Source organism: Desulforamulus hydrothermalis Lam5 = DSM 18033, assembly GCF_000315365.1.
In the GTDB taxonomy this organism is placed as follows: domain Bacteria; phylum Bacillota; class Desulfotomaculia; order Desulfotomaculales; family Desulfotomaculaceae; genus Desulfotomaculum; species Desulfotomaculum hydrothermale.
Map to the genome: position 1 here is coordinate 385,737 of NZ_CAOS01000003.1, position 15,286 is coordinate 401,022.

The window sequence follows — 15,286 nt, forward strand, 5'->3', positions numbered from 1 at the left end:
CGGTAGCATGGGCTTTGCTTTGTTGTGCAAGCTCACCCAACTGTCGCTAGCCTCACCTGGGGTTCGTGGTCCTCGGGCCGGAGGTTTGCCGCTGACTTCCTTCAGATTCCATCTCACGATGGACACCCTTGTCTTAAGCTACGGCTACTGCTACCTTCACCGTTCGGGACTTTCACCCTATAGATAACGCCCATGCCGGGCGCACACAAATATGAGGGGCGCTGCAGCGCCCCTCATATTTGTTCCTTCCGGTTGTTTAGCTTGACTATCTCGGACAGCGGTACCAATTTGATACCCTCCCGCTCAATATAGGTGATAGACTGCTTTACCCCCTGGGCTGTAATATTGCCGCCTTGCCCCACATGACCTATAACCACCGCATAGCCCTGCCGCTTGGCAACCTGGCAGGCTTTTTTTATTTGTTTGGCAATATGTTGGCGGTTTTTTACATCATCCAAAAACACATCCCTTTTCACCCAAGGCACATGCATGCTTTTGGCTACAGGGATAATTTGTGATTTATACGAAGTACCGCTGTCCAGTACATACAACCCCTTCTGCCGGGCCACTTCCAGCATAGGGCTAATCTTGGCTTTACTGGCCGTTATTTTTGATCCGGTATGATTATTAAAACCAATGGCATAAGGAACAGTGCGTAAATTTTGGGCAAAGGTTTCTTTAATTTCCTGCTCACTCATATGCGACAAAATCGCACCCGGCCCCAACCAGGATGCTTTGCCATGCAAAGGCTCCATGGGCTGGTGCATAATTACTTCGTGTCCCCGGCGGTGCGCTTCTGTGGCATGGGCGCTGGAATTAATTAAATTTGGCATTACTGCTGCTGTGATTGGGCGGTCAAGGGACATAAATTCAGTTGCCCCGGTGCTGTCGGGCCCGCCGAAATCGTCAATGACAATGGCCATTATAGGCTGGGCTTGCTTAATGCTGGGTTCGACATTCAAAAACTGTCCTGCGTCAAACAGCAAGCTCACGGCCATAATACCAATCACCAGAGAAACGGTTAAAACCCACCTTTGTCTCATCTCGCTTCACCTTCCGCTGCCCTATTAGTTGCTTTATCTTTTTCATGCAGATAATTAATGACCCCTCTGGCAATGGCCCGGGCCAGCATTTGCCGGTAGCTTTTATCCAGGAGTTTTTTTCTTTCCTGCGGGTTATTGAGATAACCCGTTTCCACAATGACACAGGGCATTGGGGTACGCCTTAATATGTAATAGTTGCCTGTCTTAACAACCCGCTTGTTCATTTGGGGCAAACCGGAAATTTCTTTTTGGATATACCGGGCCAACAACTTGCTGCGGGGTGATTGCCTGTGATAAAAAGTTTCGGCGCCGGTGCATAAGCGGCGCCCCACGTTGACATGAATACTGATGACAGCATCCGCACCAAATGTTTCAGCCAGTTCAATTCGCTTCTCGATATCGTATCTTTTAGCCTGCCGCCCATGCAGTCCGGGCACCGCAAGATTATAATCACCTTCTCTGGTTAATAAAACCCGCACATTGTTTTCTTGCAGTATTTTAACTACTTCCTGGGCAATGGCCAGGTTAACGTATTTTTCCATAACGCCCTGACGAACCGCACCAGGGTCATAGCCACCATGTCCCGGGTCAATGACAACCGCCCCCGGCATTTCTCCGGCTCGGCAGATTTGAGGACAAACCAGCCAGAAAATCAGCAGTAACAAACGAAATATCACATGCCCACCTCGCCTTCAAATTTATCGCCATGGCGGCATCAGGTGATTGTGATAACCTAGAAATTATGCGCCCAGCTGGCCAGGGCAAGTTCAAACTTAGTTGCAAACAGGGGGTGCTGGGGCCTGATCCTGACGGTAAAACCACAGGTTCCTTGCTCCAGGGTAAAGCCCCCTTGATAGTGATAGATCCCGTCCCCTTTTTGACCCGTCACCTGCAGGGGAGTTGTTTTAATACCAACCAGGGTATGATCCCCCTCACACCCGTGTACCACTTCGACCACCACGTTGTCCGGCTGAATGGGCCCCAGGTAAACATCGCAGGCCAGTTCCAGTGTTTCCCCGGCCATTAATTCTTTCCCTTTAATCGCATTGGCATCCACATGTTTAACAGCCACATGGTGCCAGTTATCTTTTAAATAGCGCTTAAAATCCTGCAGTTGGCCGGCAGACTGAAAATGCCGGCCAGTAAACAGTTCAGCCCGTTCAATGGCATGGCTGTAAAATCGGTCAGTATACTCTTTGACCATGCGCTCGCTGCTGAAGGCCGGTGCAATGGTTTTAATGCAATTTTTCATCATTTTTATCCAGCGGTAAGGGTAATCGTTTTTCCTCTCATAGAAGGCCGGGATAATTTGCTCTTCCAATAATCCATACAAGTGATAAGCGTCGTCCCGATCCTGCTCTTCATCGTTTTGGTAACCAGTGTGCTGTCCAACAGCAAAACCGTTTTCACCGTTGTATGCTTCCGGCCACCAACCATCCAGCACACTGCAGTTTATCACCCCGTTGGCAGCAGCTTTCATGCCGCTGGTACCACTGGCCTCCATCGGCCAGCGCGGTGTATTTAGCCACAAATCCACTCCCTGTATCATATGCCTGGCTACATTCATATCATAATTTTCTATAAATACAATTTTGCCACGGAAGGGCTCCTGCTGCGAAATTTCGTAAATTCTTTTGATTAAATCCTGGCCCGGGCGGTCAGCCGGGTGAGCCTTGCCGGCAAAGATAAGCTGCACCGGTTTTTCCGGATCACTGAACAATCCGGCCAATCTTTCCATATCTTTAAAAAGCAGGGTAGCTCGCTTGTAGGTGGCAAACCGCCTGGCAAAACCAATGGTAAAAGCCTCCGGATTAAAATATTGGTCCACTTCGGCAATCCGTTCTGCCGGTTCCTGGTTGCGAAGCCTGTGCCTTTTGACGGCCTGGCGAAAGAAGTTAATGGCTTTCTTTTTCAGGTTGCGGTGTATATCCCACAGCATTTCGTCCGGTATCTGATCAACAGCCTGCCACAGGCTTGTTTCACAAAGATTGTTTGACCAGCCGGGATGCAGGTAATTATTAAATAACGCTGCCAGTTCTTCGGACAACCAGGTTAAAGTGTGAATACCGTTCGTGACAGAGAAAATCGGTACTTCTTCCACAGGTATATGTTCGTAGAGATAATGAAACATTTGACGGGAAATTTGGCCGTGCAGCTTGCTGACGCCGTTGCAGTACGCTGCAAAATTCATGGCCAAAATGGTCATATTATAGTTATTTTTTTGCCTATCCCACCCGAAACTCAAAAAACTGTCACGGTCCACGCCCAGTTTGTCGTAGTAGTGGTTTAAATAATAATCAACTTTATCGGCATCATAAACATCGTGACCGGCCGGCACCGGTGTATGGGTGGTAAACAAGGTGTTGGCACGGACAACCTCTTTGGCGGTGGCCAGGGGGATACCCGACCGGACCAACTCTTGTAAGCGCTCTAAGCAAAGAAAGGCGGCATGACCTTCGTTTATATGCCAGGCAGCGGGATGAATGCCCAGTTGCCTGAGGGCCCTGACGCCGCCGATACCCAGCAACATTTCCTGCGCAATCCGGGTATCTTTATTGCCACCGTACAATTGGGCGGTCAGCTGCCTGTCTTGATGGTTATTAAGGGTAATGTCCGCATCCATCAGGTATATGATTACTCTGCCTACCAGCACCTGCCAAACCTTTAAATAAACCGTTCTGCCAGGGAGTTCAACTTCAACGATAATTTCTTTGCCTGCTTGATCGAGAGCAGGCTTGACCGGCATTTCGTTGTAGTTTTGGTACGGGTAATGGGCCTCCTGCCAGCCTTCCCGGTTAATTCTCTGCGTAAAGTAGCCCTGTTTGTATAATAAGCCAACGCCCACCAGCGGCACCCCCAGATCGCTGGCTGCCTTGCAGTGATCACCGGCCAGCACTCCCAAGCCGCCGGAATAAATGGGTAAAGATTCATGCAAGCCAAATTCAGCTGAAAAATAAGCAACCGTTTTATCAACCAAATGAGGGTATTTATTTTTAAACCAGTCAGCATCCTTCAGATAGCGATCCAGCGCATCAAATACTTGGTCATAAAGAGCCAAATAATCCGGATCGGCCGCAGCTCTCTCGAAACTGTCGCTTTTAACTTGCAACAACAGTTTTACCGGATTGTGATTAAATGTTTCCCAGGCCGATTCATCCAGGCGCCGAAAAAGTTCCTGTGCTTCCGGGTGCCAGCTGAACCAAAGGTTATACGACAATTCCTTTAACCTGCTGATCCGTTCGGGTATCAAAGGACTTACAGTGACGGTACGAAAATAAAACATGCCTTCCCCTCCAACCTTTGTAGGTAATCCGAATCTTAAACATACCTGTTCTGTGTCTGTTCCTAGTTTGCCTAACCATGCCGGTTAGCTATGCGTTAAACCGAAAACTTCCTCAGGCAGTTACAATTAAGATATATTTTTTAAACATTGTTTTTTTGAGAGGAATTATGGCAAGATATGACGTATTTTAATATTTTGTAATGAAATGGCGGACTTTTTACATAATATACGGAGGATTGCCATGTGGGTTTATTGGCTTACCCTCGGGGCACTGGCATCGGTGCTATATTTTCCCTATAAAAAAATTTTCAATCAACCGGTAGCGCTCCGGGCTTCACTCGGCACCTTTGTACTGGGCCTGGCGTACCCCCTGCTGCAGGCTAATCTGTCAGTGGCCCAAACGTTTATCTGTCTCGGCTTGCTGTTGCTGTTTTTAGGGGTTACGGCAGCCGGCCGCCACCCTGCCTGGGACAAGCAGAAGAATGCTGCAGGAGCAGATCAGGCCGGCCGGACAGATACAACCGAGTTGTCTGCCGACGGCCCCTCTGAATCACAGCCGGCCGAACACGAAGCAACCGACCAGACAGCAGCAAAAAAAGCTGTCCTTTCGGAGTGGGATGTTAAGGAACCGGTAACCGTGACAAGTGAAACAACACCTGCTCAAATGCAACCTGAGCAAACAACAGTTGCTTGGCCGGAAGAACAGCAGTGGCAAATTATGGCTGACAGAGAAGAACATACGGTAGAGGTTGTCGCCGCAGAAACTTTTACTTGTGAAGAAACTGACTGCTTAACAGAAACTGACACAGGGGAAAAAGACGAGGCAACAGATGCAAGCAGAGCGGTAAATGGTGCTATTGAAGAAGAAATTAACTTTGTTGCGCAAGCAGCTGCCGGCCAAACGGAAACTGCCGACCCGCCGGCACCGGATGTAACGCAAGAAAGTTTGCCCGGCCTGCAGGAGGATTTTGCGTCTGCCTTAGATCACAGCCGGCCGCCGGATGTTGGCCAGCCGGTGCCACATCAGCTGCTGGCAGAAGGTTTACGCCTGGCCAGGCATAAAAAGTATGCCCAGGCCGTCCGTTGCCTGAATCAAGTTATAGCCGGCGGGGCAGAGCCGGAACTGTTGTACCTGGCGGTCAGCCAGCTGAGCTCTATCTACCAGCATCTCGGTCTTTATCCTATGGCCTGGGAAATAATAAATGTTTTTGCCGAACACCCGTCTCTTAAAGATCATCCCGGCCAGGCCAATTTATTGCAAAAGGCAAAATTTATTCGTTGTTTGATGGATTTGCTGAACAGAGACCGCTACGGTCATATTCCCTATGAACAGGTTCCGGAAACAGTACGTAGAGAGGCTTTTGACAACTCTCTTAATATAAAATATTTAATTTCTTAAACGGAAGGGGTTATTTACGTGAAGTTAAAAAGCCAAATTGTAGGTTTGCCCGTCATAAGCATTGTGGAGGTAGCCTCACTGGGTAAAGTTGAAGACCTGGTGATTAACCCTGACACCGGATCGGTGGATTACCTGGTTGTTGAACCCGAACAATGGTACAAAGAACGCCGTTTACTGGCTATGCAGGATGTGGCAGGTATTGGTGAAGACGCCATAACTACCGAAACCGGCACCAATGTTGTCAGTGTTTCCTCCCAACCGGCTGCAATTGAGTTATTGCAAAAGAACATCAAAATAGTCGGTTGCCCTGTGATGACCAAAAAGGGACGCTTACAGGGAACTGTTGATGAGATATTGGTGGATGAGCAAACAGGTAAAATTGCAGCTTGCCATTGGACAGCCGGCGATAACGGCAACAACGGCTTAATCCCTGCCAATCTGGTAATAACCTACGGCAAAGAAATGCTGGTGGTGGCGGAGGATTTTGCCGCCAACCTGGTGCAAGACATGGCCGGACTCCCCACAGCCGCTGTCCGGCAGCCGGCCGAGGAAAAAGTAAAGCTGCAAGCATCGCAGGATCCGTTACAATTCTTTGAAGACAAGCAAAAACAATATTTAATCGGTCGTATCGTGACCACCGATATTTTGTCAGATGAGGGAGAAATTATTGCTGAACAGGGCCAAAGGGTTACCCAGGACATGGTTGACAGGGCTGTGGCAGCCGATAAGTTTGTGGAGCTGACATTGAATACCCGTGAATAAAGCAAGGCTAACTTTTTTGGTTACCCTTGCCCTGGGTTTTCAACTTTTAGTTTGTATTGGTTTGTCCAGTACGGCAACGGTGCTTTACTACCGGGATACGATTTTGCCCGGCACCTCAGTGCAGGGGGTTGATCTTGGCGGTTTAAAGGCTGCGGCAGCCGAACAGGCGTTAAGAAGAGCACTGCCATGGCCCAGTCCGGACAGCCTGTTAATGCTGGTGGACCCGGAAGGACAATCTACACATATCCGCTACAGCGACATTAACTACCGGGCTGATTATCAGGCCACCGTACAAGAGGCTTTAAAACAAAGCCGGCAAGCTGCTGCCTGGCACAATATCGGCGCTTTATTTGGCGCAATACACCAGGGGCACAATATGCCCTTGGTAAAAACCTTTAACCAGGCCGCCTTTAGCAAAATACTTAATCAACTGGCGGATAAATACAATGTCCCGGCTCGCAACGCCCAGTTTGCCTTTAACGGAAACAATGTCATATTGTTTGCGGAAAGCAAGGGCAGGCAACTGGATATTCCAGGCACCCTTAAACAATTGCGGGAACTGCCGCCCGATCAGCACAGGCTGGCACTGCAGTTCAAGACCGTTGAACCTGAAGTTGTTATTTCTGATTATAACGGGATCAACACCCGGTTAGCAATTTTTGTTACCCAGTTTGATTCCTCAAATAAAGCACGTTCTCATAATATTGAACTGGCCAGCAAATTAATTAACAACCTTATTGTACCGCCAAAACAAGTGTTTTCCCTTAATAAGGTACTCGGCCCCCGCAGCCAGGACAGGGGTTACCTGCAGGCACCGGTGATTATTAATAATAAACTAACCAGCGATTATGGCGGAGGCGTTTGCCAAGTGGCTACCACCCTCTATAATGCAGTGGCCTTGGCGGGCTTGCAAGTAGTGGAACGGGTTCCCCATTCCCTGCCGGTTCCTTACGCCCCGCCGGGCCAGGATGCCACCATCGCCGGTGATGCAATAGATTTTAAGTTTCTAAATAACACCGACTATCCCATCCTAATCAGCAGCCAGGTACAGCATGGCAAACTCCTGGTCAGCATTTTTGGCCACCGTCAGGGAGCATCGGCACGGCTGATAAAGATTGAAACAGAGCGCTCCATCACCAAGCCGGAGCGCAAATATGTGCAGGAGCAAAACCTGGCACCCGGTCAGGTAGTGGTACGCCGGCCGGGTCGGGACGGTTATCAATTAAAAACCTACGAAATAACTATGGAAAACGATAAAGAAGTGGATCGCCGCCTGCTTTCGCAGGCCATAGTAGAACCGGAACCGGAAGTTATTGCTGTGGGACCGGGCATCAGCACCAAGGGACAGGTTAAAAAATAAGGCTCTATGTCAAATGTTGGGTGACAGGTGTCTACGGATACCTGTCGCCATATTTTTATGTCCAAAATTAAGCGCAGCAGTGAAGAATACGTGAGCCGGAATCTATTAAAATTTCTAAAACCAAAAGCATTACGCTTGATGACTTTAATTTTGTTGTTGTAGCCTTCAATACACCCATTTGAGTAAGGGACATCAAATGAATTTAGAATTTCAGTTTTCCAGTTTACGATTGTATTAGCCAGGTAGTAAAATTCTTTGATTTTATGTTGTTTAACGAGATTTAGCCACCGGTTAAGTTTTGATTCTGCTTCAACAGAGGAACTTGCCTTTACAAAATCCATGAACTGTTCTTTCAAAAGATAAGAAACTCTAAGTTCATCATTAAAACGAAGGATGTTGGCCAATTTGATTTTAGAATCATCGCTTAACTTATCGGGTCTTGAGAGAAGGAGTCTACGGCTGAATTTTAAAAATCGGCGTTTTTCATAAGGTAAAGACTGCTGAACACGTTTTCTGACCTTATCAATAGCCCAAATTATAGATCGTAAAATAGAATTGACCCCTGATCGTCAAATAAAACTGACCCACCATATGATAAAATATCCCCCGAAAGGGGGATGCAAAAGAGGTGGTCAGTATGTACAAATGGCAACGTATTAAAGCTCTGTATGCCCAGGTTCAAATTAATAAAATTTCTGATAGACTGAAATTGCATTTGGAAGAATACCTCCTCTTTGAGGGTTTGGTTTGGCGACTAAGGTATTCGACCAAATGCTTTTCTTTTTCCTGTCACCACAACATTTATTTTAGAGCCAAAAATAAAAAACATCCCGTACCACTTTTAGTGAAACGGGATGTTTTTTATTTATGTTTGCTGCCTTTCTGATCACAGGTTAGCTGTAATTTCCTCTGCGTCGGGAAACCTGCCCAGTTCTTTTTTGGAGAATATCAAAGTGCCGTTTTTCTTAACTTCAAAAACTCCTCCGCCGGAGGGTATCAGTTCTAAGGATGAAATCCTGTTTTTGTACTTCCGCAATAAAGTTTCGGCCAGACCGACCGCTTTCGGCAGGTAACCTCAAGCCGTACAATACTCAATGGATAATTTAAGTTCACTCATCAGGCAATCCTGGTTCAAAAAAGTTCACAATACCTAACAATAAGTTAGATTTTTGTTAACCCGGCCCCCCATGACCAGGCTTTACACCTCCATGAAAAATTTTCCCTGGGGTGACAGGGGGCCTCGGCCCCGGGAGTCTCACCCGGACGGAAAAACAGTGCTTTACGGGCGCAAAACGCGGCCATATGGAAAACCACGGGGGTTTCCGTCTTGCGTTGACCGTCCGGCGAAAGCCTTGCGGCTCTGCTTCCCGCGATCTGTTAGATGCGGCCTACCGGTTGTTCCCGTACTCCGGCTAAACGGGGTCACCTACTTGATAAAGCAAGGTGTTTCAAGTCATGCCAGACAGAGTGAAACGATTCCTGTTTGTAACGGGTCAAACCGTTGTGTACAGAAATCTTTCCGTCCAGCCGCTTGAAGAGTTGCTTCACCTTTCGGGTCATCCCTCTTCCTTCCCCAGGCAAGGAATTTACCTTTTGACTCAGCTTCTCTTTGACGGCCTGAACTTTCTGCTTTAACTCTTTGGTAATGCGCTCTCTAAAACCTATCGCCCGCCGGGCTATCACTAATGCCGCGGCGTGGTGGATAGTTATGCCGTAACGCTCCATGTATTTGTAATAGCCGATGGTGGACGTGTGCGCCGGCCAGACTTGCTTTACACCGACGCCTTCTTTGAAGGCTTTACGGGTGACGGCCTCGACCATCTTCTTGAACGGAAAATTGGCCGCCATGCGGTTGAATTTCCGGTTGGTGTCAAAACGGTCTTTGCCGAAGTCCAGGCTCTCTAAAGCGATGGGTTTGCCTAAAGTTTTAGCTGTGTCCACCACTACTTTGGCAAGCACGCCAATTAAGTACGTGCGCCGGAAGCCCCGGCTGTAGGACAATTCTGGTACCTTGATGTAAAGAAAACCGTTCGGGTGCATGGTTATCTGAAATTCCCCGGCGAATTTGTGCAGTGCTTTCGGATAGGGTACGGTGAAACCTTCCGGCCAGGGCGTTGGCTGTCCGGTGTAACTGACGTTGGCCAGCGCTGCTCCGTCGGGGTTGGTGTCTACACCCAGGTAACCCTGGTTGGGGTTGGTCACTAAAACGGGGGCTGTAACGGCAAAGGTGATGTGCACCCTATACCGGCTGTCCCTACCTTTGATTAGCTCCACAGTGTAAGGCACACCTGATAAGAGCAGCTCCAGCACTTTTTGCCGGTGCTTCTCAGGCAGCCAGAGCTTACCCGTTACCCGGGGGGCCCTGGTCATTATGGGTCTACCCTTCTTGTCTGTCCCTTTTCTGTTCGGACAGGTGAGAGATGGTCACAGACAGGGTGAACTCTCCATTATGCCAGCTTATTTTGAGATTCGGGTTGCCGCCTTTGGTCTCGTCGCCGCGGGCGTATAGCCTGTCCTGCCGGGCCTGCCGCCATTCTTCTCTCGAAACCCTGCCTCTGCACACTCGCTTCCACAGAGAGCGGCCTCCGAAAATTACTTTTGGTATGGTGCCGTTGTCCCGGTGGACCTTTAGCTCGTCCAGCTTGTCAGCCAGCTTTTTTACCCTGGCTTTGCGGCCGTGTACGGTGTGCTTAAAGTCCTCGATTTTAGCCTGATTGTTTGCTTTAACGGCCCTGTCCAGGTCTTTTTCTGCCCAACGGAGTTTCTTCTTGGCGCGGGCTAACTTTGCTTCTGTTTCTTCGCTGTCCAATTCAAGCAGCTCTGTTTGCGATTCAGTTACGGCTTTGGCTTTCAGTATGGCGTCGTCGCAATAGCGGGAGTTTATGCTGAATGTTCCTTGACCCTGCTTCTTTATCTCTGGGCGGGAATTATCTTCCTGTAACCGGTTGAAGGCCCAGCGGGTGCAGGAGCAGAACAGCCGCATCTCGGTGTCTAACGGATCCTCCATCCCGCGGCTCCACTTTTGAGAGCGGAAGGCAGGGTAAACCTCCGGAAAAAATTCGCCGCAGACGGTGTAGCTTATGTCGCCACCGGTCTTAGTCGGCTTCTTCTTGTTGTTCTTCCGTTTTTTCACTTTGAGATGCCTCCGCTATCAGTCCCCGAAAACCCTGCCTGACCTTCTTCCCGCCTCTGGCGCTATACAGCCGGGCCGAAAAAGACGTTACTATTGCCAATAAGTCCCTGACCAATTCGGATTGTGCGTCTTCCGGCTCTTTTTCAGCTATGGCTACGATCTCTACGCCACAGTACCTTAAATGCCGCTCAATGTACGAATACCCGAACCGGGCCAGCCGGTCGGGATATTCGATAATTAGTTTTTTGTACTCACCCCGCTCGGCCAGCTTGAGCACGTTTGTCAGACCGTGGCGTTTTTGGTTTAAACCGCTGGCTACGTCGGTGAACTCGGCAACAACACGGTAATGCGACTCGATCACATATTGCCTCAGCCTTTCCAGTTGCCTGTTTAAGTTGCCGGCATCCGCCTGCTTTTTGGTGGACACCCGGGCGTAAAGCACAACTGCTTCTTGACTATCAGTTAATTGACCGGACTGTAAAAGCCTGTTGAGTTCGTCCATGGAATACCGGCGCTGACCGCCAGGTGAACGGACAGGCTTAATCAAACCTTGCTTTTCCCAGTTGCGCAGGCTGTTCGGATGTACACCTAATTTCTTTGCCGCTTTGCTTATAGTTAATAGTTCCATAAGTTTATTGTATTATGTTTGTTAAGTTTTATCAAGGTTTGTCGGAAATAAGGTAGCTATTACGTACCTCCCCAAGACAATTTTTTATTGATTATGATGTACAATTATTATACATATTCTTACACAATCCTTTAAAAAACTTGCCATTTACTTAAATAAATCACTGCTCAAGTATCTCAGGCCGCTGTCGCAAAGGATTGTCACAATCCTTGCTCCGGCATCGCACCAACCTGCCAGACGTAAAGCTGCTGCCACATTGCCCCCTGAGGTATAACCGCACAACAACCCTTCTTCAGCGGCTAAGCGGCGGGCCGCCCGTACAGCTTCGCCATCGGTAACTGTTAGGTACCCGTCACAAACCCCGGCATCCCATAACCTTGGTACTTTAGCATAACTTGATCCCTGCAGAACATGTTGGGGGTTGGTTACCGGCTTGCCGGCCAGCACGGCGGCGGCAGCCGGTTCCACCACCCAGCACTGAAGGTTGGGATCCTTTTCTTTTAATGCTTTAGCAATACCTGTAAAGGTTCCTGAAGTACCTACCACGTCAAGAAAATAATCTATTTGTCCATCCATCTGCTGCCAAATCTCCTGGGCGGTGGTTTCGTAATGTGCCGCACAGTTACCGGGGTTGTCAAATTGATTTACCCAGAAAGCCCCTAATTCCCTTTGCAGCTGTCTGGTCCTCTCTTCTACCAAAGCCAGGTCTGCCCCGGTCACTTGACCCGGTTTTCCCCCTGCAGCCTGGGGAACCAGCTCTACCCTGGCTCCCAGAGCCTGCAAAATCTGCCGTCGTTCCGGACTGTTGCCTTCCGACATCACTGCCACAAAGCGGTAACCCTTTACGGCACAGACCATTGCCAGGGCAATACCGGTATTGCCGCTGGTTTCTTCAATAACAATACTGCCCGGCTTCAGTTGCCCTGCTTGTTCAGCCTCTTCAATCATTTTAAGCGCAATGCGGTCTTTCATACTGCCGCTGGGATTCATAAACTCAGCCTTGGCAAATATGCGGCCCGGCAAACCCTTGCCAATCCTTGCCAGTTCCACCATTGGTGTCTTGCCAATGGATTCAATTATAGACGCACAGGTTTGCAAATTTACCCCTCCGTCAAATTAATCACTGCTTACTATATTTATGTGCCGTCAGCCATGAATTAAGTCCGGTTAGGAAGCGCCCTGCGGGTAGTATTTTTATTTGCCGTATTGACACAAACCTGCTGCATACTGCTGCAGTTTTTGATCCACCAGGTAAAAAAGGGTGCCTGGCGGGTATCCGCCATCCGGCCGGCGCCGGCCGGCGGGCATGCCGGTTAATAATTCAATACCTTCCTCGACCCGGGAAATGGCATAGATATGAAACATACCCTGGGCTACCGCCTCCGTCACTTCGTGACTTAACATCAAATTATCAACATTTTGTATCGGTATGATGACACCCTGTTCTCCTGTCAAACCTCTGGCCCGGCACACCCCGAAAAAGCCTTCGATTTTTTCCGTCACCCCGCCAATGGGCTGAATATCGCCGTTCTGGTTTACCGAACCGGTTACCGCCAGGCTTTGTTTAACGGGGACTTCCGCCAAACTGGAAAGCAAGGCATAAAGCTCTGCGCTGGAAGCACTGTCACCTTCCACTCCCTCATACAGCTGTTCAAAAGTAATCCGGGCTGACAGCGAAAGCGGTTTGGTCTGGGCAAACATGCTGCCTAAATAACCGGTTAGCGTAAGCACTCCCTTGGCATGAATACTGCCGCTCATTTCGGTTTCCCGTTCAATATTTACCAAACCGTCATTCCCCATAAAAGTTTTGGCCGTTATGCGGGATGGTTTGCCAAAGGCATAATTACCGACATCCAATACAGCCAAACCGTTAACCTGGCCCACCACCGCCCCTGCGGTATCCACCAGAATCTTGCCCCGTAAAATCAGCTCCTGCAGCCGTTCTTCCACCCGGCGGCTGCGGTAAATCCTTTCACTGATGGCCTGGCGCACATGTTGTCCCCCCACCAGACCGGCACCTGCCGCCCGGGCCCAGGCAGCTGCTTCTTGAATCACTTCCACCACTTCGTTAAATTGCGTGGAGAGTTTGTTCTGGTTGCCGGCCAGCCGGGAACCATATTCTATGATCTCTGCCAGGCCGGATTTGTTAAAATGGGGCAGTTTTTCCCGGCGGCACACTGAACCCACAAAGGCAACATAATTCTTTAAATTTTCCGGCGTACGCGGCATCACCACTTCAAAATCTACCATAACCTTAAACAACTTAGCAAAATCCTCGTCCAGTTGTTGCAGCAAGTGATATATTTTCTGGGAGCCGATTAAAATAACCTTGACGTTCAAGGGGATGGGTTCCGGTTTTAAACTGATGGTGGGTACCGAACGGTAATGCTCGCCTATGTTTTCCACTGTCACCTGACGGTTCTTTAACGCCTTTTTTAAGGTTTCCCAAGCATTGGCGTCTGCTAAAAGATCCTTCGCCTGCAAAATCAGGTATCCCCCGTTGGCCCGGTGTAAGGCACCCGGTTTAATCATGGTAAAATCGGTATTAACAGTGCCTAACCGGCTGCGGTATTCCACTTTGCCGAACAGATTATAGTAATGGGGGTTGGTTTCTACCACCACCGGTGCCCCCAGGGTATCACCGTGGTTGACCAGCAAATGAACCCGGTAGTTGCGGTACGGGTCATCATCCGTCTCATCCTGTTCCTGACCGGCTACTCCGCAGTTAATGTTGGCAGTTATATCCTCCACCAAATCATTAAGATAGGCAATAATCCGGGGGTATTCCCGGTACTGCTGCTGCACTTCTTTTACCATAGGCAAGATGGTTTCCCGGATGAGTTGCTGATCCAGTTCACGGATCACCCGGTCTGCTTCTTTCTCCATGAGCTTGCCGGAAAAGGCCAGCTCCTCCGTGCGCCCTTGCAATGTTTTTAAACGTTCTTCAAGAACCTGCTGTTCTGAACCGGAAAGCCCCTCATATTGCTCCTGGGAAAGGGGTTTGCCTTCTTGCACAGGAATAAAAAAGATTCCTTGTTCAGATACCTTCATAACGAAACCTGCTGCATTGGCATCTTCTTTCAGCTGCTCCAGGTCACGATCCAGTTTTTGCTGCAGCTCTTGCAAAATAGCACTTTTTCGCCGGCTGTATTCCTTTCCTTCAAACAACCTGGACAGGGCATTTCTCATGGCCAGGGTTAAATTGGCCATATCCTTTTGGAATTTGCTGCCCTCGCCCGCCGGCAAGGTCACTGCCTGGGGAACATCCGGATCTTTAAAATTATAAACCAGGCACCAGTCCCCGGGCGTGCTCTCCCTGGCTGCCACCTGAGTTACAACGGTTTGGGTATAAGTGGTTTTCCCGGTGCCGGCGGGTCCTGCCACAAAAATGTTATACCCATTGGCCTTCATTGTGAGACCAAACTGCATGGCCCGCACAGCTCTTTCCTGGCCAATAAAGTCATGTAAGGGCGGCACATCGGCCGAGGTGGTGCAAAAGTCCAGTTCCGTTTCAGCGCAACGGCGTCTTATCCGCTCAATATCGACAAGCGTTTTCTTTATCACCATAAATATCCTCCGCATGGCTTTTTGTATATATACTATTTTTGCAGCTTAGCTCCTGCCTGCCGGTGGGTTTTTAAGTTGTTTTGTTTTATTTTGTTGTGCTATGATGAATGG

The 15,286-nt window shown here is 49.0% G+C and carries 12 protein-coding genes and 1 pseudogene; 3 read left to right on the plus strand and 10 right to left on the minus strand.

Annotation, left to right across the window (positions count from 1 at the left end; translation table 11 throughout):
- Window positions 1–233 precede the first annotated feature (233 nt).
- From DESHY_RS02875 to glgP, 3 genes are read right to left on the minus strand one after another with little or no spacing between them, the layout of a single operon-like run.
- Window positions 234–1,043 carry a divergent polysaccharide deacetylase family protein gene (locus tag DESHY_RS02875; protein WP_008410282.1) on the minus strand — a complete coding sequence of 270 codons (810 nt, stop codon included), beginning with the start codon at window positions 1,041–1,043 and terminating at the stop codon, window positions 234–236.
- The gene (locus DESHY_RS02880) at window positions 1,040–1,720 is read right to left on the minus strand and encodes an N-acetylmuramoyl-L-alanine amidase family protein (protein ID WP_008410283.1); all 681 of its coding nucleotides are present in this window, start codon (window positions 1,718–1,720) and stop codon (window positions 1,040–1,042) included. Before DESHY_RS02880 ends, DESHY_RS02875 begins: the two co-directional genes overlap by 4 nt.
- A 56-nt stretch (window positions 1,721–1,776) precedes the next feature.
- Window positions 1,777–4,326: an alpha-glucan family phosphorylase gene (glgP, locus tag DESHY_RS02885; RefSeq protein ID WP_008410284.1), complete on the minus strand. Its 2,550-nt coding sequence runs from the start codon at window positions 4,324–4,326 to the stop codon at window positions 1,777–1,779.
- Between the two features lie 241 nt (window positions 4,327–4,567).
- Here glgP and DESHY_RS02890 point away from each other — a divergent pair, with 241 nt between their 5' ends.
- The 3 genes from DESHY_RS02890 to DESHY_RS02900 are packed head-to-tail and all read left to right on the plus strand — an operon-like array spanning window position 4,568 to window position 7,847.
- The gene (locus tag DESHY_RS02890) at window positions 4,568–5,725 is read left to right on the plus strand and encodes a hypothetical protein (protein ID WP_008410285.1); all 1,158 of its coding nucleotides are present in this window, start codon (window positions 4,568–4,570) and stop codon (window positions 5,723–5,725) included.
- Window positions 5,726–5,743: 18 nt separating this feature from the next.
- Window positions 5,744–6,487: a PRC-barrel domain-containing protein gene (locus DESHY_RS02895; protein ID WP_008410286.1), complete on the plus strand. Its 744-nt coding sequence runs from the start codon at window positions 5,744–5,746 to the stop codon at window positions 6,485–6,487.
- A complete protein-coding gene (locus DESHY_RS02900; RefSeq protein ID WP_235695502.1) occupies window positions 6,480–7,847 on the plus strand; it encodes a VanW family protein in 1,368 nt (455 codons plus the stop codon). Before DESHY_RS02895 ends, DESHY_RS02900 begins: the two co-directional genes overlap by 8 nt.
- 92 nt (window positions 7,848–7,939) lie before the next feature.
- On the opposite strand, the pseudogene DESHY_RS13855 reads toward DESHY_RS02900, so the two are convergent.
- The 7 genes and pseudogenes from DESHY_RS13855 to DESHY_RS02925 all read right to left on the minus strand — a co-directional run.
- A pseudogene (locus DESHY_RS13855) lies at window positions 7,940–8,398 on the minus strand (transposase); the annotation flags it as partial.
- 335 nt (window positions 8,399–8,733) lie between these two features.
- Window positions 8,734–8,964, minus strand: a complete 231-nt coding sequence (locus tag DESHY_RS13470; RefSeq protein ID WP_152412010.1) for a SelT/SelW/SelH family (seleno)protein — start codon at window positions 8,962–8,964, stop codon at window positions 8,734–8,736.
- Between the two features lie 305 nt (window positions 8,965–9,269).
- The gene (locus tag DESHY_RS14480; protein WP_008410292.1) at window positions 9,270–10,217 is read right to left on the minus strand and encodes an IS200/IS605 family accessory protein TnpB-related protein; all 948 of its coding nucleotides are present in this window, start codon (window positions 10,215–10,217) and stop codon (window positions 9,270–9,272) included.
- Between the two features lie 7 nt (window positions 10,218–10,224).
- Window positions 10,225–10,980: an HlyD family secretion protein gene (locus tag DESHY_RS14485; protein ID WP_008410294.1), complete on the minus strand. Its 756-nt coding sequence runs from the start codon at window positions 10,978–10,980 to the stop codon at window positions 10,225–10,227.
- A complete protein-coding gene (locus DESHY_RS02915; RefSeq protein WP_008410296.1) occupies window positions 10,943–11,608 on the minus strand; it encodes an IS607 family transposase in 666 nt (221 codons plus the stop codon). Before DESHY_RS02915 ends, DESHY_RS14485 begins: the two co-directional genes overlap by 38 nt.
- Window positions 11,609–11,755: 147 nt before the next feature.
- Window positions 11,756–12,706: a PLP-dependent cysteine synthase family protein gene (locus DESHY_RS02920; protein ID WP_008410298.1), complete on the minus strand. Its 951-nt coding sequence runs from the start codon at window positions 12,704–12,706 to the stop codon at window positions 11,756–11,758.
- Window positions 12,707–12,802: 96 nt separating this feature from the next.
- A complete protein-coding gene (locus tag DESHY_RS02925) occupies window positions 12,803–15,175 on the minus strand; it encodes a Lon protease family protein (RefSeq protein WP_008410299.1) in 2,373 nt (790 codons plus the stop codon).
- Window positions 15,176–15,286: the final 111 nt, after the last annotated feature.

What these genes read in the sequence shown, in the direction of transcription:
- glgP (WP_008410284.1), bottom strand. Translation starts at nt 4,326, where the DNA reads ATGTTTTATTTTCGTACCGTCACTGTAAGTCCTTTGATACCCGAACGG.
- DESHY_RS02925 (WP_008410299.1), bottom strand. Translation starts at nt 15,175, where the DNA reads ATGGTGATAAAGAAAACGCTTGTCGATATTGAGCGGATAAGACGCCGT.
- DESHY_RS02875 (WP_008410282.1), bottom strand. Translation starts at nt 1,043, where the DNA reads ATGAGACAAAGGTGGGTTTTAACCGTTTCTCTGGTGATTGGTATTATG.
- DESHY_RS02890 (WP_008410285.1), top strand. Translation starts at nt 4,568, where the DNA reads ATGTGGGTTTATTGGCTTACCCTCGGGGCACTGGCATCGGTGCTATAT.
- DESHY_RS14480 (WP_008410292.1), bottom strand. Translation starts at nt 10,217, where the DNA reads ATGACCAGGGCCCCCCGGGTAACGGGTAAGCTCTGGCTGCCTGAGAAG.
- DESHY_RS02915 (WP_008410296.1), bottom strand. Translation starts at nt 11,608, where the DNA reads ATGGAACTATTAACTATAAGCAAAGCGGCAAAGAAATTAGGTGTACAT.